The sequence below is a fragment of the Protofrankia sp. Cas3 genome, from assembly GCF_963555955.1.
Taxonomy (GTDB): domain Bacteria; phylum Actinomycetota; class Actinomycetes; order Frankiales; family Frankiaceae; genus Protofrankia.
Window position 1 is genome coordinate 1 of record NZ_CAUVXP010000098.1, and the last position, 22,907, is coordinate 22,907.

Sequence of the window (22,907 nt, forward strand, 5' to 3'; positions counted from 1 at the left end):
GCTTTGACCCACGTAGTCCTGATCTTGTCCGTGACCCGTACCCGGTCTTCGCCGAGCTTCGGGCGGCCGGCCGCCCGGTGTGGAGCGACGAGCTCGGGATGTGGCTGGCGGCCAGGTACCGTGACGCCGACGCGGTGGTGCGTCACCGCGGGCTGGGCCGGATCTACCAGCCACGCCTGCCCGAGGACCTCTGGGTCGGCTTCAACAAGCTGGAGCGGGAGTCCGTCCTGGGATGTGAGCCACCGAAGCACACCCGGTTGCGCGGGCTACTGGGCAAGGCCTTCGCCCGCGGCAACATCGAGCGACTGCGGCCGCACATCCACGAGCTGTGCCAGGTCCTGCTCGACGGCGTCGCGACGAGAACGCAGGACGGGCAACCCTTCGACCTGATCAGCGAGTTCGCCGAACCACTGCCGGTGATGGTCATCGCGGAGCTGCTCGGTATTCCCGACAGCGACCGGCATCTGCTGCGCCCGTGGTCGGCGGATCTGGTGAAGATGAACGAATACGAGCGCAGTCCCGCGCAGGAGGCCGCGGCCCGGGAGGCGGCCGCCCAGTTCGGCGCCTACGTGCGCGCCCTTGCCACCGAACGCCTCCGCCGTCCGCACGACGACCTGATCACCCATCTCGTCCAGGCGGAGCAGGAGGGCGACCGGTTGACCGAGGACGAGCTGGTTGCCACGGTCGTGGTACTGCTCAACGCCGGGCACGAGGCCAGCGTCAACTGCCTCGGCAACGGCATGGTCGCGTTGCTGAGCCACCCCGAGCAGCAGCGGCGGCTGATTGAGCGGCCGGCGGAACTGGCCGCCACCGCAGCCGAGGAGTTCCTCCGCTTCGACTCGCCACTGCACCTTTTCGAACGGACCGCCATGGCCGACGTGGAGATCGGGGGAGTGGTCGTGCGGACGGGGGAGCGGATCGCGGCTCTGCTCGGTTCGGCCAACCGTGACCCTGAGGTTTTCGAGCGGGCCGACGAGTTCGATGTCGGCCGGGAACCGAATCCGCACGTCGCCTTCGGCGGTGGCGTCCACTTCTGCGTTGGGGCGCCGCTGGCCCGGGTGGAGCTGGCGATAGCCGTGCGCAGCCTGATGGCACGCTTTCCCGCGCTTTCTTTCGCTGGGACCCCCGTCCGGCGTCCCACCTTCGTACAACGTGGCTGGAGCTATCTCCCGGTCACACGTTGACGTTCTGGCCGGGCGCTCTCAGCCTGTTCCTGGCGGCTCCTGCTGTTGGTCTGTTGGTTGGCGCGGCTGACGTGGCGGAGAGCCGCGCCCCCGATCTCACGCGGAGCGTGTGCCGGCTAGCTGGCCGAGGAAGCCGGTGTTGTCGTAGAAGTGTTCGACTTCGAGCAGCCTGAGGTCGTCAGCGACACGCGCCACGCTGACCCCGAACATCTCGACGCGTTCGCCGGTTGGGTCGAACCCCTTGTACGGTCCGCTGAAGGTACCCCAGTGGCGCCATTTGAAAGTGATCATAGGCGGTGGCGAGTAGACTTCCAGGACCTCCCAGAAGAAGCCGCCCGGAAGGGCCTTGAGGAAGATTTGATGGGAGGACTCGAACGTCTCGTCGCTCGCCGAGTAATAGGGGTTCTCGCCGATGAGGATGTTGTAGCTGCCTCTTTCGACAAGGTCCTGACTGTTTGCCCAGGGACCGCCGTTGACGCGGGTACGGAACTGATCGGTGACCATACTGACCCACTGGGCCGGATCTTTCTTGTGGGAGACCTCCATTTCGAAGACCTGAACCACGCGCTCGACGATGTCGGCCAGGGAGCCCTTGGCGTGTTCGTGGGTACGTTCCTGGGGCATTGTCTCTTTTGACAGATGATAGTCGGGCGGCTCGCCGTCGCGCCACCGTACTCCAGCGGCACCGGCGATGACCGCGTCCCGGCCCTGCACGTGCAGCGGCTGGTCTTCGGTCTTCTCGTTGTTCACCGTGTTGCTCCTCCTGTCGTTCGGTCAAGTCCAGGATGCGTCGAGTGCCGTCCGGGAAGAATCTCCGGAACGGATGGGAGCGGTGCTGCCCAGCGCGGCCGGCAACGGGGACGCGGCGTTGCAGGGCGTGGAGCATGCATCCCGCGTCCTCCGTCCCGGTCAGGTTACTACCCGTGAGGGTAGCAGAAAACAGGACGAAGGTCCTGAATTAGCCGAACATATGGATATACCTGAATGTCGGGGTTGGGTGTGCCGGCGAGGCCCTTGTCGAAGGGGTCGGGGCGTGGCGGGTCGTGAGGTCCGCGAGATGCCGGCGATCCAGTCCCGCCGGATCCGGGTCGAGCGCGACTCGGGATCGTGACCGCTCAGGCGGGTAGGTAGCGGGCGTGCGGATAATCGGAAACATTCTGTGGCTGTTGTTCGCCGGGTTCGAGCTGGCGCTCGGCTATCTCCTTGCCGGCATCGTGTGCTGCCTGCTGATCGTGACGATCCCGTTCGGGGTCGCGGCGTTCAGGTTGGCGGGCTACGTCGTCTGGCCGTTCGGCCGGGTCGTGGTCGACCAGCCCGGCGAGGCTCCCGTCGTGCTCTTCCTGGTCAACCTGCTGTGGTTCCTGATCGCCGGCTGGTGGCTCGTCCTCGGACATTTGATCTTCGGCGTGGTGCTCTGTTTGACGATCATCGGGATCCCGTTCGGCGTGGCGTCGTTCAAGATGATTCCGCTGGCCATCGCGCCACTGGGTCGGCGGGTGGTCCCCCTTCAGAACCTCGATCCGGCCATCCCGGTCGCGGCATCGGTCTACAGGTGAGGGCTGTCCACAGGTGACGGCGGGCGCTCTTCGCCCTTCGGCCCAGCTGGTCCTCTGAGTACCCGGTGAGATGCGTAACCGGTACTGCTTGACGCGAGGGGTTGATTGCTGGTTGTCTCATTGGTGTCCGAGCGGTGGAAGCCGGTGTGAATCCGGCACGGTCGCGCCACTGTGACCGGCCCGCCCAAGGAGCGACGTCGGAAGCCAGACCCATCGCCGGACATGCCCTGCCGAGTGGAACGCGTGATTCCTGTGGAGGTCCCGCAATGGCCCATGCAATGGCGTATCCAGCGGCTGGCGATGCGCCGGCCGCCCGTCCGGCGCTGCCGACGATCCCCCTGACCGAGCTGGCCCCATTTGCGCTCTTCGGTTCGGTCCTGGCGCTGCTGCTGCTGTACTTCGTCGGTGCGGAACAGGGCGCCGTGTCGCTCGTGGGCGGTAGTTACATCCACGAGTTCGTACACGATGCCCGTCACCTGCTCGGTTTCGCCTGTCACTGAGCGGGGCCGGTGATGGTTCGCGCACTGCTGATCCGTGGGATGCTGGTCGGCGCGCTCGCAGCCGTGTGTGCCTTCGTCGTCGCCAAGCTCCTCGGGGAGAGCGAGGTCGGCCACGCGATCGCCTTCGAGTCGGCGCGGGACGCCGCCGACGGCGTGCAGGCAATGAATCTGGTGTCCCGAAACGTGCAGAGCACCATCGGCCTGTTCACCGGCCTGTTGGTGTTCGGCGTCGCAATCGGCGGGCTCTTCGCTCTCGCCTACGCCGGTGTGCAGGGCCGCCTCGGTGGCCTGGGTGCGCGGGGGACGGCGGCGCTGGTGGCGCTCGCGGGCTTCATGGGAATGTACCTGCTGCCCGATCTGAAGTATCCGGCCAACCCGCCGTCCATCGGTAATCCCGACACCATCGGTGAGCGCACAAGCCTGTACTTCACGATGATGCTGATCTCGCTGGCAGTGGTCATCGGTGGCGCTGTGACGGCTCGCCGGCTCGCGGCGAGGTTCGGTGCCTGGGATGCGGCGTTGCTCGCCATGGCCGGTGCTCTGGTGATCGTCGGGTTGGCCTGTTACCTCCTGCCACAGGTGCAAGAGACCCCGCAGGGATTTCCCGCCGATGTGCTGTGGCGGTTCCGCATCGCATCCCTGGCGATTCAGGTGTCGCTGTGGACCACGATCGGCCTGCTGTTCGGGGCGCTGACCGAGCGTGCGGTCCGCTCGGCGCACAGTGATCAGAAGACGAGTTCCGCGATGGCTCCCACTGCGGCATAGGTGGGCAGGGCACGGCGGTCAGCTGTCAACAAGCGTGCACCGGCAGCCGCGGCGCTCATCCCCACCAAGGCGTCGTACACCTGCCCGCCTGTGATCCCGGTGGCGGCGAAGGTGGTGAGGAGCCGCCGGTACTCGGCCGGGCTGAGTACGAGTGGTTCGTCAGGAAAGTCCTGCGTCAGCGCAAGCACGACGTCGGCAGCCGGGGTGGCGACCCCGCGCTGAATCCTGGTGAGCACGGAAACCGTCTCGATCAGAACATGTCCGGGTAACTGCCGGACGTTCCGTACGAGATCGAGTGACCTCTTGTGTTCGGGATGCCAGTCTGCAAGGGCTGGCACGACCACACTCGTATCGGCTGTTGTGATCAACGAGGCCATCCGCGCGACTCGTCGATCATGCGAAGTAGGTCTTCGTGCTCTAGGAGTGGGGTGGGTGTACCGGTCGTGAGCACGGTACGGCCGTCCCGTTCGACGGCGACGGCCCTCGGCCCGACCGGCCGCAACGTGAGTTCGCCGTTGCGTTCTTCAACCTCGATCTGGGTGCCTGGTTTCAGGCCCATCCGCTCGCGCAGGGCTTTGGGCACTACCAGTCGGCCTGCCACGTCAATGGTTGTGATCATGGTTTGAGTCTACCATCGCCGCTGATCGGATGATCAGCTGCCGGTGGAGCGATAGTGGCGCAGACCGGTGCGCCAGGCGGCGGTGGCGAGCACGAGCCCGGCACCAGCGACCAGCGGCGAGGCGAACCGGAACGCGGTCGGCAGACCGAGCGGGTCCGGCTTCGCGAGTACGTACAGGGCGGGTTGCCAGTTCAGGAACGCCAGCGGGACGATGAAGGTCAGCGTCTGCATGCCGTGTCGTCCATACAGGGACATCGGGTACTGGGTCAGGAAGTTTCCGCCGTAGGTGACCGCGTTCATCGCCTCCGCCGCCTGCTGGACGACGAACTGGAACGCCGCGCCGGCGATCCAGATCGCACTGAACAGGCCGACGCCGGATATCACCATCACGGCTACCAGCAGCACCCGGCCGGGGTTCCACGCAACATCCAGCCCGGCGATCGCAAGCCCGAGTACCCCGAAGCCCTGGGCGAGGCCGCCGAGTCGACGTGGCGAAAAGCCGTCCGTGGCGACCTGTACGAGCAGTCCGACCGGCCGGACGAGCATCACATCCAGGCTGCCGTCCCGGATGCGCTCGCCGATGCGCTCCATCGACCCGAACAGCATGTTGGACAGGGCGAACGACGTGGAGGACGTTCCATACAGGAAGGCCACCTCGGTGAAGTCGAAGTCGGCGAGCCGCGGCACGTTCGCGAACAGCACCCCGATCACCGCGAGGTCAAGGCCGGTCGAGAGAAACTGCCCCACCGCCAGCAGCGCCACCGACGCGCGGTACTGCCAGGCCGCCTGCGTCCACATGGCGGCGAACAGACAATAGTGGCGCACCGCTTCAAAGCGGTCACGGTATGCAGTACCAGTACCAGTACCAGTACCGGCTGTGGCGTCGGCCTTGGCGACGTCAGCCACCCTGGATCACCAGCTTCCGGGTGGCTCGGGTGGTGAGCAGTCGGCCGGTCGCGAGGAGCACGGCGGCCCACCCGGCCTGGAAGGCGAGCCCCGTGAGCATCGAGACGTCTGTCCGACTGCCCAGGAACACGTCCGCCGGCACCTGCATCATGGCGGCGAACGGTAGTGCCTGGGCCAGGCCCCGCAGCGCCCCGGGCATGATGGTAAGAGGAACGGCGACGCCGGAGAAGAACACCGTGCACAGGCTGTAGGCACTTTCCAGACCTCGCTGGTCGAGAAGCCAGAACGAGGCGAGGGCGATCAGGTAGCGCAGCCCGAAGCTGACCAGGAAGCCCAACACGAGGGACACGGCGAACAGCCCCCAGATGCCTGGATCGGTGGGGATATGCAGGTCGAACAGAACTGCGGCGACCGCGATCGGAGGCATTCCGCGGACGAGTAGCTGGACGGCGCCGCGGCCGGCGTCGGCCGCCAGCCACCAGGTCTGGAAGCTGACCGGTCTGGCCATGTCCATGGCCACGGCACCGGACCGAATGCGTTCGGGCAGCTCGATCCCACCGCCGAACAGCGCCATGGATGTGATCAGTGCTTGCCCGAGGAAGACGAACGTGACCACGCCGGCGGTGTCGTACCCACCAAGGCCGGGTCGCTGGTGCCACACCTGGAGCAGTACGTAGGCACGGATGATCCCGAAAACCGTGTTGGTGAACGCCCCGGCTGCGGTCGCGGCCCGATAGCCGGCGTAGCGGCGGGCGCTACATCGGGCGACGGTGAGGTAAGTGGCGAGGTGGGCTGTCATCGTGAGCCGGCCTGGCGGGGCAGCGGCGGCCCGCCCGCGCCCGACGTGTAGAGCTCGGCGATGATGTCCTCGATCGCAGGCTCGCGAATCGACAGGTCGATCAGGGGGTATCTGCTGGCCACCGCGGCGACCAGCGGCGCCGCGCTCGCGGCTGCGGGGAACGCCAACCACTGGCGTGGCCCGTCGATCCTCACCACGCGGGCACCGGCGATGTCGATCGGCGGGTGTGGCCCGGCAAGGTCGACGACCAGGGTGCGTTCTCCACCGATCTGGGCGCGCAGGTCGGTCAACAGTCCGTCGAAGCCGAGTCGGCCGTGATCGATGACCAGCACCCGCCGGCACAGCTGCTCGATGTCGGTCATGTCGTGGGTCGTGAGCAGCACCGTTGTCCCGTGTTCACGGTTGATGTCGGTCAGGAACCCGCGTACCGCGGCCTTGGACACGACATCGAGCCCGATTGTCGGTTCATCAAGATAGATGATTTCCGGGTCGTGCAGCAGCGCAGCGGTGAGATCGCCCCGCATGCGCTGGCCGAGTGAAAGCTGGCGGACGGGAGTGTCAAGGAACGGCGCCAGTTCCAGGAGGTCGACGAAACGGTCGATGTTCTCGCGGAACCGGGTCGGCGGAACACGGTAGATACGCCGAAGCAGGTTGAAGCTGTCGCGCAACGGCAGGTCCCACCAGAGCGTGGTGCGCTGCCCGAAGACGACCCCGATTCGGCGCGCGAGCTCCATCCGCTGCCGCGACGGGTCGAGCCCACCAACACGTAAGAGACCGGTGCTGGGTACCAGAATCCCGATCAGCATCTTGATGGTCGTGGACTTTCCGGCGCCGTTCGGGCCCAGGTAGCCGACCATCTCCCCGGCCCGGATGCGAAAGGTCAGATCGACTACGGCCGGCACCGTCACCCGTTCGCGGCGAAATCGGCCAGCCCGGCGGCGTAGGACGAACGTCTTCCCGACCCCGGCGACATCGATCACGACGTCGCCGGGGTCGCTTGCGTCGGGGTCGGGGTCGTCACCGGGGTCGGGCTTCGGGGCCGGGTCGGGCCGTTCGCTGTGTTGATCATCTGGCGCGGCTACTGGTGGCTGGCGCGGGACGGTCACAGCCGATGATCATAACAGGCTCTTAACGATGTGAATCTGATGCTCCTGCCACAACACCAGATTCACATCGTTCCCAAAGAGCGCCCGGCAACAGGGGTATGGATCAGGGAGCGGGACTGGGGTGCGTAGATCGCGAGGCGGAGGAGGGTGGCACCCTGGTCGTGGGTGTCGACCGACGGAGCCGGGGTACCCGTGCATCGCGCAGCGATGGATGGGGAGCGATGTGGCGAGATGCGTGCCCCGGCCCCGCGACGTCGCGTTCCCTATTGCACGTTGCTATAAGTCGAGCTCTACCTCATGTTCGTGTTAGGCTGACAACGTTCATCGTGGGCGGTTTGGCAGCTCGCGAAATCACGCACATGCCGCTCGCCAACGGCGTGATGATTTTCCCGGGCTTTTTACGTGGCCGGCGGCCTTGAGGCCATCAGGAGGAAAGACCATGGCAGAACGGTCGGTATCGACGCAGGACGTGGCGGTACCCCGCGCGGGCACCTATCGCATCGACCCTGAACGCTCCACCGTGCGGTTCACCACCCGCGGTATGTTCGGGCTTGCCAAAGCGGTCGGCACCGTCGCCATTCGTGAAGGCGTGGTGGTCGTCACCGATCCGATCGAGAAGTCCGGCGTTCGCGCCGTGCTCGACGCGAACAGCGTCAACACCGCCAACCGCAAGCGGGATGACCACCTCAGGACAAAGGATTTTCTGGACGTCGCAACTCACCCGGACATCACGTTCGTGGCCGACGGGATCCGGGAGGCATCCGGCGCCTGGGTCGTGCCCGGCACCCTCACCGTCCATGGCGTCTCCCGGCCGGTGGAACTGACCATCACCGCAGCGGCACCGGCCGCCAGTGAGGTGCGGTTCCATGCGGTCACCCGGATCGATCGAAACGAGTTCGGCGTCAGTAAGATGAAGGGAATGGTCGCCCGTCACCAGGCGATCGACCTGGATCTCATCGCGGTGCCCTCCGCTGGGTGATCCGGAAAGCAGCCGGCTCGCAACACGCTGGCTGGTGTCACGTAACACCACGGTACGGTCATCCATAGGCTGGAACCATGCTTGATGTGGCGCGTTCAGATCGTCGAGAGCGCATACTGCGTCGCGACGCACAGCGTAACCGTGATTTGATCATACTGGCTGCGCGTGACGTCTTTGCCGAACATGGCGTCGACGCATCGTTGGAAGCTGTCGCCCGGCGCGCCGGTGTGGCGATCGGTACCGTCTACCGGCACTTCCCCACGCGCATCGACCTGATCGAGTCAATCTTCCTCGACAAGTTGCGGTCCTGGGTTGAGGCCGGCGAGCAGGCATTGGCCATGCCTGACGCCTGGGACGGCTTCGCCTTCTGCCTGGAGCGGTTGTGCAGCCTCCAGGCCCACGATCGCGGCTTTAGAGCGCCCGGCAATAGGGGACGCGGCGTCGCGGGGCTGGGGCACGCACCTCGCAGCGTTGTCGTCGGTCGACACCCAACACCTCCGGTGCCTTCCTCCTCCGCCTCGCGATCTACGTGCCCCAGCCCCGCTCCTTGATCCACGCCACTATTGCCGGGCGCTCTTAATGACGTGGCCTCGATGCACCTGCCCAAGGCCAATCGGCTGGAGGAGGCTCGAAGCAGCGCCTACGATCTCAGTTGCCGCATCGTCGCCCGCGCCCAGCAGCAGGGCACGCTGCGCGACGATGTCACCGCGGAGGACATCGCCATTCTCATCTGGGCCAACACCCGCATCATCCAGGCGACCCGCAGCGTCGCTCCCCGAGCCTGGCAACGTCACCTCGGCCTCATGCTCGACGCCTTTCGTGCTGAACGGGCCAGCTCGTTGCCCGAGCCGCCGATGTGTCCGGCCGAGGTCTGTCAGGCCATGCTCACTCTTGGCGACTCCGGCTTCCCGGGTGGTTGACCACAGCTTCCGCTGTCGGGTATGGGTCGCGATTTCCTGGTTCTAGCCGGGGCGCGAGGGGGAAGAGCGAGATAGATGACACTGGAGACACGTGGCCCGACCGTCGACGGTCGGATTGATGATTTTTTTGGTGTGGTGGATGCGGCCACAGCCGCGGTTGATCCGCATGGCACCGTCATCGCCTGGAGCGCGCCTGCAGGTCGGATGCTTGGTTATTCGCCGGATGAGATCGTCGGGAAGTCCGGGGTCGGCATCCTTGCCACCGACATTCCGGGCGCTTTGCGTCTGGCCGTGGCGGAGCAGCGGGGATGGAGCGGGCAGGTCGCTGTGCGTCACCGCAACGGCCGAATCCTGATTCTGACACTGTGTGTCTATCCATTGCTGGACGCTGCCGGCGGGGTTCAGTGGTTCCTGGTCGTCCCCCGAGCGGAGGGGGATCCGGGGAGCCCAGGGGATCCGGAGAGCCCAGGGGATCCGAAGGAGAATCCGTTCGCGCACGTGAACGATCGGACGATCGCGGACTGGGGGTTTACGCAGTCCGAGCTCTTTATCGTGATCTACGATGCCGAGACTCGGTTCTGGCGGCTGAGCGTCGGCGCGAAATCCATGCTGGGCCTTGAGGAGGACGACCTACGCGGGCAGCCGTTCATGGATGCGCTGCGCAACCCCAGCTATGCGGGGTTTGCCGGGAAGCTGCGTCAGGTGGTGGAAACCGGTCGATCGGTGGTCTACGAGAACTATGTTCGAGCCCCCTCCGAGCCCCGCGACCACGCCTGGGCCACCAGCATGTCGCCGATCAAGAATTCGGATGGTCGAGTGCTGGGCGTGTTCGCCGCAGCCTTCGATGTGAGCGAGCAGTACTGGGCCCGGCAGCGGTTGGCCCTGCTCGACGATGCGAGCACCCGTATCGGCAGCACCCTTGACGTGACCCGGACCGCGCAGGAGCTGGCCGACATGGCCGTCCCCGCACTCGCGGACTGGGCCAGCGTCGATCTGCTCGATTCGGTGTACTACGGGGGTGAGCCGGCTCCCGGTCCGCTGGTCGGCCCGGTCGCCCTGCGTCGCGTCGCCCACCGATCCGTTGTCGAAGGCAGCGCGGAGAATGTGATCAAGCTGGGGGAGGTGGACACCTATCCGGCCTTCTCGCCCCCAGCCCGATGTCTGGCAACCGGCCAGCCCATTCTGAACCGGATTGCCGACCCCGATGTCGCCCGATGGGTGGCAGGGGCCGTGGCCCCTCAGCACGGGTTCCACTCGGTGATGGCCGTGCCACTACGTGCCCGCGGAACGACCCTCGGAGTTGCGATATTCGCCCGACACCGGCGCCCGGAAGCCTTCGAACAGGATGACCTCGTCCTCACCGAGGAACTCGGTTCCCGGGCCGCGGTGTCCATCGACAACGCTCGCCGTTACACCCGTGAGCGCACGACCGCACTCGCCCTTCAGCGCAGTCTGCTGCCACAACGGCTGCCCGAACAGAGCGCCGTCGAGGTCGCCTCCCGCTACCTGCCGGCCAGTTCCCAGGTCGGCGTGGGTGGTGACTGGTACGACGTGATTCCGATGTCTGGAACCAGGGTGGCCCTGGTGGTCGGCGACGTCGTCGGCCATGGTGTCCATGCCGCCGCGACCATGGGCCGGCTGCGTACCGCCGTCCGCACGCTGGCCGATATCGATCTTGAACCGGACGAGTTGCTCACCCGTCTGGACGACGTGGTCGTGCGTCTCGCCGCGGACTACGACGACGCTGCGGGAAGTGTCCTTCCCTCGGACCGCGAGGCCGTCAACGAGATCGGTGCCACCTGTCTGTGCGCCGTCTATGATCCGGTGTCCCGTCTCTGCTCACTGGCGCGAGCCGGTCATCTCCAGCCCGCCCTGGTCACCCCTGATGGCACGGTCGATTTTCTGGACGTACCTGCCGGCCCGCCGCTCGGGCTCGGTGCTTTGCCGTTTGAGGCAGCCGAGGTCGAACTGCCGGCGGGCAGTCTGCTCGTCCTCTACACCGATGGGCTGGTCGAGTCCCGTGCGCATGACATCGATGTGGGGCTCGACGCGCTGCGCAGTGCACTCGCCCCGCCTCGGCCCACCGACGAACTCCTGCCCTCGTCGCCGGAGCTCTCGCCGTCGTTGGAGGCCACCTGTGACCGGGTGCTCAAAACCCTGCTGCCCGAACATCCCGCCGATGACGTTGCGCTGCTGGTTGCCCGCACCCGGGCTCTCGATGAGAGCCAGGTCGCCAGCTGGGACCTACCCGCTGACCCAGCCGTCGTCACCCACGCCCGGGCATGGGCGTTGCGTACCCTCGCCGCGTGGGGGCTGGACGACGCCGCGTTCACGACAGAACTGCTCGTCAGCGAGCTCGTCACCAACGCGATCCGTCATGCCCGGGGGCCCATCCAGTTGCGGCTGATCCGGGACACCGCCCTCATCTGCGAGGTCTCCGACGCGAGCAGCGCGGCCCCACACCTGTACCGCGCCCGAACCCTTGACGAGGGTGGACGCGGTCTGTTCCTGGTCGCTGCGCTCGCTGGGCGCTGGGGAACCCGCCAGACTCGCGACGGTAAGATCATCTGGGCCGAACAGTCTCTTCCCGCAGCCCGATGAGGCGAAATATGTGTGATGGGGGCTATCCGGGGCTTGTCGGACACCTCGCGTCTCGACCGGATATGCTTCCTCGTTGTGACCTGCATCGTCGGTCTTGAGTATGACGGCAGGGTGATCATTGGTGGTGACAGTGCCGGCGTGGCCGGCTACTCGATCACGGTCCGCGCCGACACCAAAGTGTTCCGCAACAGTGAGTTCATCATGGGCTTCACATCGTCGTTCCGGATGGGTCAGCTCCTGCGGTACAGCCTGGTTCCGCCCCTCCCGCAGACCTGGGACATAGATCGGTTCATGGCCACCGACTTCATCTCCGCGGTGCGCGACTGTCTGCGTGAGGGCGGCTATGCGCGCAACGAATCGGGTTCGGAGGAGGGCGGGGTGTTCCTGGTCGGCATCCGTGGCCGGCTCTACCGGATCGACTCCGACTTCCAGATCGGCCGCAGCATCGACCTGTACGATGCGGTCGGCTGCGGGGAGGAGTTCGCGCTCGGTTCCCTGTTCGGTAGTGCCCACCTCGACCCGCTGGAACGGGTGGGCCTCGCGCTGGAGGCAGCCGCCTACCACTCCTCGGCGGTCTGCCCGCCGTTCCATGTCATGTCCAGCCCGGATTCTGACTGACAGCCATCCAGAGTCTATTGTGGATCTTTAACACGCTCTTATGAACGGCGAATGATCAGAAACGGCGAATGATCAGGAACGCCGAATGCCACCACGCAGGATCGCGGAAATGGCGGCTCGCGGCCCGAGCGCCGGCTCGAAGGCGTCTGAGGCGGCCTTCAGAGCGCCGTACTCCACCTCGGTCAGCTCGATGTCGGCGGCGGCCACGTTGCTCTCCAGCTGCGCCACGGTGGAGGCGCCGGGGATCGCCACCACGTTCGGATGCCGGATCACCCACGCCAGCGCGATCTGTGCCGGGCTCGCGTCGTGTGCCGCGGCAACATCGCGCAGGACGTTGAGGACCGGCCGTACCGCGTCGAGGTTCTCCGGGAGGAACAAGGGATTCATCGCCCGGACCCGCGACGTCGGGCGATGCTCGCGGGTGTAGCGACCTGAGAGCAGACCCTGTGCGAGGGGACTGTACGCGATGATCAACCGATCGTTCTTCACCGCGTACGGCAGGAGGTCCCGCTCGACCTGCGGCCGCACAAGGCTGAACTGCACCTGGTTGGAGAGCACGGGCACACCCAGCGCCTCCTCGGCCGCCTGCCACCGCTCCAGCGAGTAGTTGCTGACCCCGACCGCGTCGACAAGCCCGACCCGCTGCAGCGCGGCCATACCCCGCATGGTGCTGGTGTCCGGGACCAGCGGGTTGGGCTGGTGCACCTGGTAGAGGTCGAGCTGGCGGACGCCGAGTCGGTTGGCGCTGGCAACCGCGCGTTGTTCGACGACCGGCGCGACCGGCAGCACCGGGAACAGCTTGGTGGCGACGACGGCCGTCTCGAGCGCGCCGGCCTCCTTCAGGGCGCCGCCCAGGATCCGTTCGCTGCGTCCGAACGCGTAGACCTCGGCCGTGTCGAAGAACGTCACACCGAGTTCGAGCGCCCGCCGGACGATCGCCGGCGCCTCACTGGCCGCGTAGGCTGCGCCGTAGCCCCACTCCCGGGAGCCGAACTGCCATGCGCCCAGCCCGATCGCAGAGATCTTCTTTTTCGTGGTTACTCCATCGACGTACCGCATGACTCCAGTGAACGCTGTGCGGAGCCGGCGCGCGAGCCGGTTGCGCCGAACACGTCCGTAATCAGAGCTGCTACCTTCCTTGAAGTTTCCCGAGGCGAGGGAAGCGTGAGCGGAGACAGGATCGTTCGGTCGGCAGCCTGTCAGCCTGTCAGGTTGCGGACAGGCTGGTCTTCCGATGGGGCGCAATGCTGACAGACCGGATGCGAGGCAGGCTGACCCGGCGCAGGCTGTACCGGTACCGGCTGACCCGACGCAGACTCACCCGGTACCGGCTGGCAGGAAGGGCGAAGGAGAGCACGGTGGTCCAGCAGTTCAATCGTGGGCAGAAGAGCCAGCTGTCCGCGATCACCCCCGGCACTGACCTCTACATCGGCATTGGGCTCGCCGCGCCCGGCCTGACCTGGGACGTGTCCTGCTTCGGGCTGGACGCGAACGACAAGCTGTCCGACGACCGGTACTTTGTCTTCTTCAACCAGCCCACCTCGCCCGAAGCGTCGATCCAGCTACTGGGCGAGCAGGCCGGTGACATCCAGTCGTTCCGGGTGACGCTGGAGAAGGTGCCGGCGGGTATCGACAAGCTGTCGTTCTGCGCGGCGATCGACGGAGCCGGGGCCGCGTCCCAGATCTCGTCGGGTTATTTCCGGATCGTCGTCGGTGGCAGCGAGGTCCTGCGTTACGCGTTCAGCGGCGCGGATTTCACCAGCGAACGCGCCGTCATGATTTGTGATCTCTATCGTAAGGGGGTCTGGCGGGTCGCGGCGGTCGGGCAGGGTTTCGACGGCGGGCTCGCCGAGCTGATCCGGTCCTTCGGCGGGGATGTGGAGGACACGCCGACCCCACCACCACCGGCAGCGCCGGACGGCTTCGGTCCGCCACCCGGCGCCACCCGGACCGTGGCGCCTCCGGTGCCCGAGACGGGTTATGCCAAGCCGGCAGGGGTCCCGGCATCGGGGTCTGCTCCGTCCGCGCCACTCGCACCGGCTCAACCGCAGCCGGGGTCCGGCCAGCCGGGGGCCGGCCAACCGCAACCCGGCTACCCGGCGCAACCCGGGGCCGGGTACGGCACGCAGGCACCCGGGGGGGCCGGCCTGACCGAGATCCTGCCGTCGCAGGGCCAGCCGGTGGCGCCGGGCGCGATGAACAGCCTGGACCCTTACCGTGAGGTCCCCACGGCCGGCCGGTGGACACAGCAGAATGCCAAACTCGTCAAGGCGACCCTCGGCCAGGGCCCCGATGTGCTCGCACTGCGCGGGTCCATGGTGGCCTACCAGGGCGACATCGACTTCGACTACAAGGGCTCCGGCCTGCGCGGGATGCTGGAGAACAAGCTCACGGGGCAGGGTCTGAAGCTTATGACGTGCAAGGGGCGCGGTGAGGTCTTCCTCGCCCACGACGCCGCCGACCTGCACATCGTCGAGCTGGACGGCCAGTCCCTGTGTATCAACTCCAAGAACATCCTGGCGTTCGACAGTACCCTGCACACCGAGATCAAGAGGATCGAGAGCGCCGGCATCCCAGGTGGTGGCTTCTTTCATTTCGAGGTGTCCGGTAAGGGCTCGATCGTGGTGATGACCAGGGGAACGCCGATGACGCTCAACGTCGCCGGGCCCACATTCGCCGACATGAACGCGCTGGTGGCCTGGACGTCCGGAATGCGGGTGAGCGTCTCGACCCAGGTACGCATCTCCCGCCAGATCTACGCCGGTAGTAGCGGTGAGTCCCTCGCCCTGCAGTTCATGGGTTTCCAGGGGCATTTCGTGGTTGTCCAGCCGTACGAGGTCTAGAGGTCCAGCCGGCCAAAGGGTGTGCGATCATGGTTTGTCTCGCACGCCCGGAGGCCCGAGGGAAGCCAGTAGGGCCAAAGGGTGTGCGATCATGGTTTGTCTCGCACGCCCGGAGGCCCGAGGGAAGCCAGTAGGGCCAAAGGGTGTGCGATCATGGTTTGTCTCGCACGCCCGGAGGCCCATGAGAAACCTGGAGGAGGCTGCGGTGCACGGAACACTGATGGATCACTTCGGCCAGACTCAGATCATGGACCGGATGAGCAGGCACGGTTCCAAGATTGCTAAGGTTGTCATGCAGCCTGGGCAGGACCTGTTCGCCAGGGTCGGCTCAATGATCGCCTATGAGGGTCTGATCGACTTCAACCCGCAGCCGCCACAGTTGCGACGGATCGCTTCCTCGTGGGCAACCGGCGAGGGCGTGCCGTTGATGACCGCTGTCGGCCAGGGCCTGCTCTACCTGGCCGACTACGGCAAGGAGGTCATCGTCACGCAGCTCGCTGGCGAGGGCCTGTCGGTCAACGGCAAGAACATCCTCGCGTTCGACACAACCCTCCAGTGGGGGATCGAACGCGTCCGCGGGGTGAACATGCTGTCCGGGATGGGCATGTTCAACGTGGTCATCCGCGGCCATGGCTGGGTCGCGATGACCGCGAAGGGCACCCCGATCGTGCTTGACACCCGGGAGGCTCCGACGTTCGTCGACACCGACGCGTTGGTCGCCTATACCGACGGCCTACAGGTCCAGCCGCGGCGTACCGCGCGTCTGGGCGGTCTGATCGGACGCGGTTCGGGTGAGGCGTTCCAACTCGGCTTCTCGGGTCAGGGTTTCGTCGTGGTGCAGCCGAGCGAGGACGAGCGACCGAACCTGTCGGTCCGTGGGTGAGAGGATGCGACGATGAGTCACGGTGGATTCCCGGGCGGACCGTCCGGTGGGATGCCGGGAATGCCTCCCGGCCCGCCCGGCGGTCCGGGAGGGGGGATTCGCAGCAGCCTGTTGGGCAATCCCGAGGTGCAGTCGGGGGAACGCTTCACCCTGCAGAACGGGAAGATGCTCAAGGCGACGCTCGGCGCCGAGGGAATGCGGGAGTTCTACGCCCGCAAGGGTGCGATGGTCGCCTATCAGGGTGGCGCGACCTTTGACGCACACTGGGAGGGCTGGGGCCACCAGTTCCGTTCGCTGTTCTCGGGTGGCGAGGGCCTGAACCTGATGATGGTATCCGGCGCAGGCACGGTCTTTCTTGCCAATCAGGGCCAGGATGTGCATATCCTCGACCTTGCCGGTGACGGTCTGACCGTGGACGGCAAGAACGTGCTCGCCTTCGACCGGGATCTGTACTGGAACGTCGTCCGCATAGATTCCCAGGTCTCGATCGCCGGAGCTGGTAGCTACCAGGTGGAGCTGTCCGGAAACGGGAAGGTCGCGGTGGTGACGTCGGGCGCGCCGCTGGTGATGCGCGTCACGCCACAGAACTACTACTTTGCGGACGCCGACGCGGTGGTGGGCTGGTCATCGAGCCTGCAGGTGTCGATGCAGGCCGCAGTGACGTCGTCGTCGGCCTGGCGGCCGCGCGGCAACACCGGAGAGGGCTGGCAGATGCAGTTCTCGGGCGACGGCTACGTGATCGTCCAACCATGTGAGTTGCTCCCGCCGTACAACGCGCTCGCCGGTGCGGGGCTCGCTGGACACTTCGGCTTTGGCGAGGCTGGCTTCGCCGGCAACCAGATGCAGGGTCACCACGATGCTCCGGGGCACGGTGGGCAGGGGCACGGCCGGGGCGGCATGTTCGGCGGCCGCTGAAGGACGCTGCGGTCCACAGCAAGGACCCGGCGGTCCACAGAGCCGAAGGATGTGATTCTCATGCTGCTGGACCAGCACCAGAATCACATCCTTGAGGGCTGCTCCTACTGCTCATGCTGCTTGTACAACTCGTTCAGGCCGATGGTCAATACTTGATCACCGTTGGTTGAGGTCAGCGGGTCCGGGTCGAAGCCCGCGCCGGAGTAACAGGCGATCATCGTGTGCCGGGCGCTCTATGCCCGGCCCGAGGACCTGGGCGGAGAACCGAGATCTGGCGTCCTGCCAGACAGCCGCCGCGCGACGGATCGGGCAACGGACGCGACGGATCGGGCGAGGCCACATCGCAACCCGAACGGGTCGTGACTCGTCCTACTGGATGTGTGGAACCTACCGGTGAGGTGGGGAAAAGTACAGTAGGTAAGGGGATCGGGTGAAGAGGCGCCGACGTACGCCCACCTGGTGGCTGCGAATTCGCGCGCGGCCTTGGCTCGAGGCCGGTTCCGGCGTCGTCGGTGTGATGCTGATCCTTGTGTCCGCGTTCCTTTACGCGACTCAAGGAGCGGCGCGGAACTCGCTGCTGGACCCGGTACCGCGGGTGACGCCCGTGTTGGGGGCGCCGGGCACGGCTCCAGGGGGTCCGGCGGCGGTACCGACCGGTACGACAAAACGCCGAGCCGCGACGCCTGAGGGCGCGGACGGTGGCCCGACACCGGAAATCCGGTCGGGCCCCACCGGATCCAAATCCCTGGTGCCCGAGCCTGGTGTGATTCCGCCGGGCACCGTCGGCCCGACCGGGGTGACTCCGACCACCGAAATCACCGCCATTGTCACGACGGGGCCGTCACCGCCCGAACCACTGACGACCGTTGAGCCGTTGCCTGTCCATTCCTTTTCGCCGGTACCCACACCGCCCGTTCCTACCCCGCAGGTCGTGCCGACGTCGTCGACCGGCTTCCCGTCGCCCACGCCGTCGGTGAGCTCGTGATAAAGAGGAGTCTACGATTCTTCTGGAATTCGGCGATCATGAAGGTGGTGCGGGGCCATGAGCGTCGAAACCACTTCCTCAACGCTGTCGTTCCGCTGTGCGCCGTGGACGCGGGAGCAGGGCGTCGACCCGATCGGATCGGCCCTGACCTGCGACACGCTGCTGCTGGTCGAGACGCCCGCGCCGTGGCCACGCGACGTGAGTGAAATCCCGGCCTTCGCGGCGGCCCTGCGTCATTCCCGGCCCGGTGGTCTGAACCGGACCAGGCTGCTCGCGGTGCGCCCGGCCGATGAGGGCATTGACGACCTCGACCCGCGAGCGGGCGTGCTGATCACCCGGTGGCGTCGAGCGGGCTCCAACCGTTTCCTGGGCATCGACCACACAGTGCCTCGTGATCGACTTGTCGATGCGCTCATCCGGCTCCTCGACGCGGGTGACCGCATGGATGCCATGGATGCGACGGATAGCACGGATAGCGCTAATGGCGACACGATCGTGCAGGCAGCGCCCGCCGAGGTCCTGCTCTGCGGTCATGGTCAACGGGACCGGTGCTGCGGCAGGAACGGAGTCCGCCTGCAGATCGAAGCGGCGTCGGCCTGGCCCGGCGTACGGGTTCGCCGTTGCAGCCACACCGGCGGGCACCGGTTCGCCCCGACCGGGTTCACGCTCCCCGACGGGCGGGCCTGGGGGTTTCTCGATGCGTCGACGCTAGACGGGATCGTGCGCCGTTCCAGTCATCCGGACACGCTGCGTGACAGGTATCGTGGCACCACCGCGCTCGACCCGTGGGGGCAGGTAGTCGAGCGGGAGCTGCTCGAACGGTTCGGCTGGGGCTGGCTCGACCACGAGATCACCTCCTCGCGGACCGAGGTCACCGACGGCGGACGGGCCGCGACCGTGGAGCTCGCCTGGTGCGGGCCGACCGGGGAGGCCAGCGCTGTCGCGGTGGTTGAGGTCGCCCGCGACGTGCCCGTTCTGGTATGTGGTGAGCCGCCGGAGGTCGCGGGGAAGACAAGCCCGGAATTCGCGCTACGGCACATCACGGTCCGGAGCTGACCAGACCCGGATACGGTACGGGAATGGTTGTGGCTCTGCAGCTGGCCGTGGCGATCGCCGCAGAGATCATCGCGACCACGTCATTGCGTGCGTCCGACGGGTTCACGCGGCTGTGGCCGTCGGTTGTGGTCTGCGTCTGCTACCCGCTCTCGTTCTACCTGCTGTCGCTCGTGCTGCGGCAGATCTCGATCGGCGTCGCCTACGCGGTGTGGTCCGCGGTCGGTACCGCGGTGATTGTGATCATCGGCGTGGTCGCCTACGGGGAGACTCTGAACCTCCTGCGGGTCGTCTCGCTGCTGCTGGTGGTGCTGGGCGTCCTCGGCCTCCAGCTCAGCGGAACCCACCGGTGAACCGCCGCTAAGAGCGCTGGTGTCAAGGGCTGAGATCGAGAATGCGAACCGGCTGGTCCCTCCATCGGTCCGGGGAGCCGGTGGCGATGACTGCGCGTTCGGGACGATCGGGTGTCGGCTCGGCGGCATACCGACTGTGCGCAGGCGCCCAGGTGACGTCCTGAGCAACCCAGAGGGCAGCAGGTAGATCCAGGTCGACGACGGTGATGGCGGGCAGGGCTGCGACGTGTTCGGCCGTGCCGGGGCGGGCCCGGTCGGCTTCGACCAGCGCACACGCCGCGGCATAGAGGAACCACCCCGACTCCACGTGTGCCCGGTGGATGAGGCGAGAAGCCAGGACGTTGCCGCGGCCGGCGGCAACCAGGGCGGTGCCGTCGAGAATGACGTGTAGCGCTCCGGTCACCGGGTACGTATCTCTGCCAATCGACGATCAAGATCGGCGTCCACCTGCGCAGCCTCCGCCTCGGTGAGGTCGTAGCCGTTCCACTTCAGCAGCTCCGCACGGGCCTGCTCGGCACGCGCCGCGCGCTCGGCCGGCGTGAGCAGGGTGCTCGCCAGACGGGCGAGATAAGCGCGCAAGGACAAGCCCTCGGCCGCCGCGATCTCAGCGAGCCGGTCGCGCGCATCGGTGGGGATGCGGATGTTGGCGTCAGCCACGAGAAGTTCCCTTCATCCGGATCAGGGTATGGGTACGTACCCGTGGCAGGCAAGCGTGGCGCTGCGTGCCGCCACCCTTTGGATGAGGATCGATACCGGTTATGCTTGCGTTTGACAGGGGTCTCGGTGGTCGACTGGCCCCCACACCTCACACCAGCGCGTTGATGGCAGGCTGGACCAATGGAAGGCGCGACCCCGGTAGGCGATCCCGGACTTTCGCTCGGAGCGGAGGCTTCGTTCCTCGCCGATCCCGAGTCCCGTCCGGGGCTGGCGATCAAACGGGCCGAGCAGGCCCTCATGCGGGAGAAGGCTGAGGCGCTGCGAGCGTTCGGCCTGACCGTACCGCAGTACGCGGCGATGCTGGCGCTGTCTCAGGTCCCCGGCTCGTCCGGGGCGCAACTGGCACGTCGTTGCAACGTCACACCGCAGTCGATGGCGAGCCTGCTCGCGACGCTGGAGAGCAAGGCTCTGGTGTCGCGAGTCGGCTCGTCCGTACACGGGAAGGTCTCCCTGGCCCACCTCACCGACACCGGCAACGAGCTGCTGGCCGCCGCTGATCGGGCGGCCATCGCGGTTGAGCGGCGGCTCGCCGACGCCTTCACCAGCGCCGAGTTGAGCTCCCTTCGCTCGCTCCTGATGCGGGCGACGGCAGCGTTGAGCGGTGGGGCGCCCGCCGACACGGCGATGGTAACAGAACTCTGATAAATGTTCGTACCCTGATATGGTGGGCGGCATCCGTTTGCCAAGCGACTGAGGCGAGAAGCCATGCCAATTCCCGCAAGCCATCTGGACCTGCTCGAGCGCCCCCTGTTCGCCCACGTCGCCCAACTCCGCCCGGACGGTCGGCTCCAGACGAACCCCGTCTGGTACGCCTGGGACGGCAGGCGGCTACGCCTCACCACTACCAGCGACCGACAGAAGGGGCGCAACGCCGTCGCAGACTCCCGGATCGCCCTGTCCGTGCACGACCCTGACCAGCCATACCGGTACCTCGAAGTCCGTGGTGAGGTCGAGGCCATCGAACCGGACCCGGCCGGCGAATTCTTCGACGTTCTCGCCAAGCGCTACAACCTGGCCTATGACGACCTTCCGGACGCGGCCCGCCGGGTGGTGCTCGTGATCGCCCCGCGCGCCGCCTCCTGGCAGTAGCGGCCAAACATCACGTCGGTCCCCAGGGCCGACCCGGCGGTTGGAGCCTGCAGGCAGCGCGACATCCGCCCGTTACCGTCCCGCCATGGATGGATACTGACCAGGTTCAGACGAGCCACCGCGTAGACAGCAAACAAACATCCAGCATCAACTACCCGAAATCCGACCATCTTCCGGAGGTACCTACTCGCGAGAACCTCGCCGTGAATGTTCGACGAAAGGCGTCGGGGGATATCTCGACATCGAACATCAGGGTGCGATCAGCTCGACCTTCGGAAAGTACGTCCGGTACCGCGCGGCGTCGCGAGTGAGCAGCCGGTAGCCGGCGACATTCCAGCCGAACCTCAGCACCCGGCAGGCGTTGTAAGAGGGGGCGGACTACGTGGACGCCGACCCGCGCGGGTCGGGCACTCCGATCGGGTTCGGCCAGCGGAGAAGCGCGGCGGCGCGGCTCGCGATGGGGGTCAGCGCCGCGACGCACCGTTCGACGGCGTCCGGACCGAGCGCGTCCCAGACCGGGCTGGCGATACGGTCCGTCGTCACCTCGATGCTGTGGAAGGCCAGCAGCGCCGCCTCCGTTGGGCCGCCGGCGCTGTCGAGCCAGCCACGGGCGCACAGCCGGCCGGTGGCGGCGATCCACTCGTCGTCCGACCAGCCGCGCACCCGCTGGAAGTCCTCGCGGCCGATCCCACCCATGCTGACCCGCCAGGCGCCGGTCTCGGGGCCGTCGAGACCGGCGGTGACCAAGGCTGCCACGTGACCGTCGCCGCGGTGCTCGCGTAGGATAGTCGCCGCATGCCACAGGATGCCGAGCGGATCCTGTGGCCAGGGCAGCGCCGCGTTCGCAGCGGCGAGCACCCGGCCGGGGACCGTGGCGTGCTCGGCCGCGGTCCGCATCAGCCCGGTAAGCTCTGCGAGCTCGGCCGGCCTGGTCTCCTCCAGCAGCGGGCCAAGGGCGGCGCGGGCACCGTCGAGCCGCGCGGTCAGCGCCTTCTCGGGGGAGATCCGCGTCCAGATATCCGGCAGCGCCAATGCGACCATCGTCGGTGCGAACCCGAAGAAGCACCCGATGACCGGCGCCGCGCCGACCGGGCCGAGTGGCGCCGCCCGCCCGGCGAAGTACCCACGCCAGAATCCGCGCAGGCCGGCGTCCTCGAACGCCGCGGCGCAGGCCGGCGCGAAGTAGGTAACGGCGTGCACCGGTTCGAACAGCCGCCACATCCGCCGGGCCACGGTCTCCTCAGACATATTCCAACCCAAACGCCTACCAAGAGCGACCAGCAATAGGGGACGCGGCGTCGCGGGGCTGGGGCACGCACCTCACCTCACATCGTCGCTCCCCGTCCATCGCTGCGCGATGGATAAGTACCCCGGCTCGTCGGTCGATACCCACAACCAGTGTGACTCCCTCCGTTGTCTCGCCATGTACGCACGTCAGCCCCGCTCCTTGATCCACCCCCCTACTGTCGGGGGCGCTTAACGATGTGAATCTGATGCTCCTGCCACAACACCAGAT

Annotated in this window: 28 protein-coding genes, 1 pseudogene and 1 riboswitch; of the genes and pseudogenes, 16 read left to right on the plus strand and 13 right to left on the minus strand. The window is 66.8% G+C overall.

Annotated elements, in window-relative coordinates:
• Positions 1 to 1,184: cytochrome P450 (locus U9983_RS17490; protein ID WP_322755064.1), on the plus strand; the 1,184-nt coding region annotated here is incomplete at its 5' end.
• Positions 1,185 to 1,280: 96 nt separating this feature from the next.
• Here U9983_RS17490 and U9983_RS17495 read toward each other — a convergent pair.
• Positions 1,281 to 1,934, minus strand: coding sequence for a SnoaL-like polyketide cyclase (locus U9983_RS17495; protein WP_322755065.1), 654 nt, complete (start codon positions 1,932 to 1,934; stop codon positions 1,281 to 1,283).
• A gap of 386 nt (positions 1,935 to 2,320) precedes the next feature.
• Here U9983_RS17495 and U9983_RS17500 point away from each other — a divergent pair, with 386 nt between their 5' ends.
• The 3 genes from U9983_RS17500 (at position 2,321) to U9983_RS17510 (ending at position 4,005) form a co-directional block, all read left to right on the plus strand.
• Positions 2,321 to 2,740: a YccF domain-containing protein gene (locus tag U9983_RS17500; protein ID WP_322749758.1), complete on the plus strand. Its 420-nt coding sequence runs from the start codon at positions 2,321 to 2,323 to the stop codon at positions 2,738 to 2,740.
• A 104-nt stretch (positions 2,741 to 2,844) separates the two neighbouring features.
• Positions 2,845 to 2,969, plus strand: a riboswitch (cobalamin riboswitch).
• 49 nt (positions 2,970 to 3,018) lie between these two features.
• The gene (locus U9983_RS17505; RefSeq protein ID WP_416210613.1) at positions 3,019 to 3,240 is read left to right on the plus strand and encodes a CbtB domain-containing protein; all 222 of its coding nucleotides are present in this window, start codon (positions 3,019 to 3,021) and stop codon (positions 3,238 to 3,240) included.
• A 12-nt stretch (positions 3,241 to 3,252) separates the two neighbouring features.
• Positions 3,253 to 4,005 (plus strand): CbtA family protein, encoded by a 753-nt coding sequence (locus U9983_RS17510; RefSeq protein ID WP_322755066.1) that lies wholly within the window; start codon positions 3,253 to 3,255, stop codon positions 4,003 to 4,005.
• Here U9983_RS17510 and U9983_RS17515 read toward each other — a convergent pair.
• Genes U9983_RS17515 through U9983_RS17535 form a run of 5 tightly spaced genes read right to left on the minus strand, consistent with a single transcriptional unit; the run spans position 3,966 to position 7,309 of the window.
• A complete protein-coding gene (locus U9983_RS17515; protein ID WP_322755067.1) occupies positions 3,966 to 4,382 on the minus strand; it encodes a PIN domain-containing protein in 417 nt (138 codons plus the stop codon). The two genes, U9983_RS17510 and U9983_RS17515, sit on opposite strands and share 40 nt — an antisense overlap.
• Positions 4,370 to 4,624 carry an AbrB/MazE/SpoVT family DNA-binding domain-containing protein gene (locus U9983_RS17520; protein ID WP_322749754.1) on the minus strand — a complete coding sequence of 85 codons (255 nt, stop codon included), beginning with the start codon at positions 4,622 to 4,624 and terminating at the stop codon, positions 4,370 to 4,372. Before U9983_RS17520 ends, U9983_RS17515 begins: the two co-directional genes overlap by 13 nt.
• A 33-nt stretch (positions 4,625 to 4,657) precedes the next feature.
• The gene (locus U9983_RS17525) at positions 4,658 to 5,530 is read right to left on the minus strand and encodes an ABC transporter permease (RefSeq protein ID WP_322755068.1); all 873 of its coding nucleotides are present in this window, start codon (positions 5,528 to 5,530) and stop codon (positions 4,658 to 4,660) included.
• Positions 5,523 to 6,329, minus strand: coding sequence for an ABC transporter permease (locus tag U9983_RS17530; protein ID WP_322755069.1), 807 nt, complete (start codon positions 6,327 to 6,329; stop codon positions 5,523 to 5,525). The genes U9983_RS17525 and U9983_RS17530 overlap by 8 nt, the downstream gene beginning before the upstream one ends.
• On the minus strand, positions 6,326 to 7,309 hold the full coding sequence (locus U9983_RS17535) for an ABC transporter ATP-binding protein (protein WP_322755083.1): 984 nt from the start codon (positions 7,307 to 7,309) through the stop codon (positions 6,326 to 6,328). The genes U9983_RS17530 and U9983_RS17535 overlap by 4 nt, the downstream gene beginning before the upstream one ends.
• A gap of 565 nt (positions 7,310 to 7,874) precedes the next feature.
• Here U9983_RS17535 and U9983_RS17540 point away from each other — a divergent pair.
• Positions 7,875 to 8,414, plus strand: coding sequence for a YceI family protein (locus U9983_RS17540; RefSeq protein ID WP_322749751.1), 540 nt, complete (start codon positions 7,875 to 7,877; stop codon positions 8,412 to 8,414).
• Positions 8,415 to 8,509: 95 nt separating this feature from the next.
• On the opposite strand, the gene U9983_RS17545 is transcribed toward U9983_RS17540, so the two are convergent.
• Entirely contained in the window at positions 8,510 to 8,668 is a 159-nt protein-coding gene (locus U9983_RS17545) for a hypothetical protein (RefSeq protein ID WP_322755070.1), read from the minus strand.
• Here U9983_RS17545 and U9983_RS27955 point away from each other — a divergent pair.
• From U9983_RS27955 to U9983_RS17560, 4 genes are all read left to right on the plus strand, one after another.
• Positions 8,615 to 8,965, plus strand: a complete 351-nt coding sequence (locus tag U9983_RS27955) for a TetR/AcrR family transcriptional regulator (RefSeq protein WP_416211425.1) — start codon at positions 8,615 to 8,617, stop codon at positions 8,963 to 8,965. The two genes, U9983_RS17545 and U9983_RS27955, sit on opposite strands and share 54 nt — an antisense overlap.
• A gap of 42 nt (positions 8,966 to 9,007) precedes the next feature.
• A complete protein-coding gene (locus U9983_RS17550) occupies positions 9,008 to 9,334 on the plus strand; it encodes a hypothetical protein (RefSeq protein WP_322755071.1) in 327 nt (108 codons plus the stop codon).
• Between the two features lie 75 nt (positions 9,335 to 9,409).
• Positions 9,410 to 11,935, plus strand: coding sequence for a SpoIIE family protein phosphatase (locus tag U9983_RS17555; protein ID WP_322755072.1), 2,526 nt, complete (start codon positions 9,410 to 9,412; stop codon positions 11,933 to 11,935).
• A gap of 75 nt (positions 11,936 to 12,010) precedes the next feature.
• Entirely contained in the window at positions 12,011 to 12,553 is a 543-nt protein-coding gene (locus U9983_RS17560; RefSeq protein WP_322755084.1) for a hypothetical protein, read from the plus strand.
• 72 nt (positions 12,554 to 12,625) lie between these two features.
• On the opposite strand, the gene U9983_RS17565 is transcribed toward U9983_RS17560, so the two are convergent.
• A complete protein-coding gene (locus U9983_RS17565; RefSeq protein WP_322755073.1) occupies positions 12,626 to 13,612 on the minus strand; it encodes an aldo/keto reductase in 987 nt (328 codons plus the stop codon).
• 299 nt (positions 13,613 to 13,911) lie between these two features.
• Between U9983_RS17565 and U9983_RS17570 the strand changes: the two genes are divergently transcribed.
• From U9983_RS17570 to U9983_RS17580, 3 genes are all read left to right on the plus strand, one after another.
• On the plus strand, positions 13,912 to 15,396 hold the full coding sequence (locus tag U9983_RS17570; RefSeq protein WP_322755085.1) for a TerD family protein: 1,485 nt from the start codon (positions 13,912 to 13,914) through the stop codon (positions 15,394 to 15,396).
• Between the two features lie 205 nt (positions 15,397 to 15,601).
• Complete coding sequence (locus U9983_RS17575) at positions 15,602 to 16,279, plus strand: AIM24 family protein (protein ID WP_322749268.1); 678 nt, start codon at positions 15,602 to 15,604, stop codon at positions 16,277 to 16,279.
• 12 nt (positions 16,280 to 16,291) lie between these two features.
• Positions 16,292 to 17,194, plus strand: coding sequence for an AIM24 family protein (locus U9983_RS17580; RefSeq protein ID WP_322755074.1), 903 nt, complete (start codon positions 16,292 to 16,294; stop codon positions 17,192 to 17,194).
• Positions 17,195 to 17,746: 552 nt separating this feature from the next.
• Here the strand turns inward: U9983_RS17580 and U9983_RS17585 are convergent.
• The gene (locus tag U9983_RS17585; RefSeq protein WP_322755075.1) at positions 17,747 to 18,160 is read right to left on the minus strand and encodes a hypothetical protein; all 414 of its coding nucleotides are present in this window, start codon (positions 18,158 to 18,160) and stop codon (positions 17,747 to 17,749) included.
• 76 nt (positions 18,161 to 18,236) lie between these two features.
• On the opposite strand from U9983_RS17585, the gene U9983_RS17590 reads away from it, so the two are divergent.
• Both U9983_RS17590 and U9983_RS17595 read left to right on the plus strand, forming a co-directional pair.
• The gene (locus U9983_RS17590; RefSeq protein WP_322755076.1) at positions 18,237 to 19,235 is read left to right on the plus strand and encodes a sucrase ferredoxin; all 999 of its coding nucleotides are present in this window, start codon (positions 18,237 to 18,239) and stop codon (positions 19,233 to 19,235) included.
• A 23-nt stretch (positions 19,236 to 19,258) separates the two neighbouring features.
• Positions 19,259 to 19,585, plus strand: coding sequence for a DMT family transporter (locus U9983_RS17595; RefSeq protein WP_322755077.1), 327 nt, complete (start codon positions 19,259 to 19,261; stop codon positions 19,583 to 19,585).
• 22 nt (positions 19,586 to 19,607) lie between these two features.
• Here the strand turns inward: U9983_RS17595 and U9983_RS17600 are convergent, their stop codons facing one another.
• Both U9983_RS17600 and U9983_RS17605 read right to left on the minus strand, forming a co-directional pair.
• Positions 19,608 to 19,988 carry a hypothetical protein gene (locus tag U9983_RS17600; protein ID WP_322755078.1) on the minus strand — a complete coding sequence of 127 codons (381 nt, stop codon included), beginning with the start codon at positions 19,986 to 19,988 and terminating at the stop codon, positions 19,608 to 19,610.
• Positions 19,985 to 20,242 (minus strand): hypothetical protein, encoded by a 258-nt coding sequence (locus tag U9983_RS17605; protein ID WP_322755079.1) that lies wholly within the window; start codon positions 20,240 to 20,242, stop codon positions 19,985 to 19,987. The genes U9983_RS17600 and U9983_RS17605 overlap by 4 nt, the downstream gene beginning before the upstream one ends.
• A gap of 180 nt (positions 20,243 to 20,422) precedes the next feature.
• Between U9983_RS17605 and U9983_RS17610 the strand changes: the two genes are divergently transcribed.
• Together U9983_RS17610 and U9983_RS17615 are read left to right on the plus strand one after the other, a co-directional pair.
• A complete protein-coding gene (locus U9983_RS17610) occupies positions 20,423 to 20,944 on the plus strand; it encodes a MarR family winged helix-turn-helix transcriptional regulator (RefSeq protein ID WP_322755080.1) in 522 nt (173 codons plus the stop codon).
• A 63-nt stretch (positions 20,945 to 21,007) separates the two neighbouring features.
• A complete protein-coding gene (locus U9983_RS17615) occupies positions 21,008 to 21,391 on the plus strand; it encodes a PPOX class F420-dependent oxidoreductase (RefSeq protein ID WP_322755081.1) in 384 nt (127 codons plus the stop codon).
• Between the two features lie 50 nt (positions 21,392 to 21,441).
• Here U9983_RS17615 and U9983_RS17620 read toward each other — a convergent pair.
• Positions 21,442 to 21,513, minus strand: a pseudogene (locus tag U9983_RS17620) (Fic family protein); the annotation flags it as partial.
• Positions 21,514 to 21,769: 256 nt separating this feature from the next.
• Entirely contained in the window at positions 21,770 to 22,639 is an 870-nt protein-coding gene (locus tag U9983_RS17625) for an SCO6745 family protein (protein WP_322755082.1), read from the minus strand.
• Between the last annotated feature and the right edge of the window lie 268 nt (positions 22,640 to 22,907).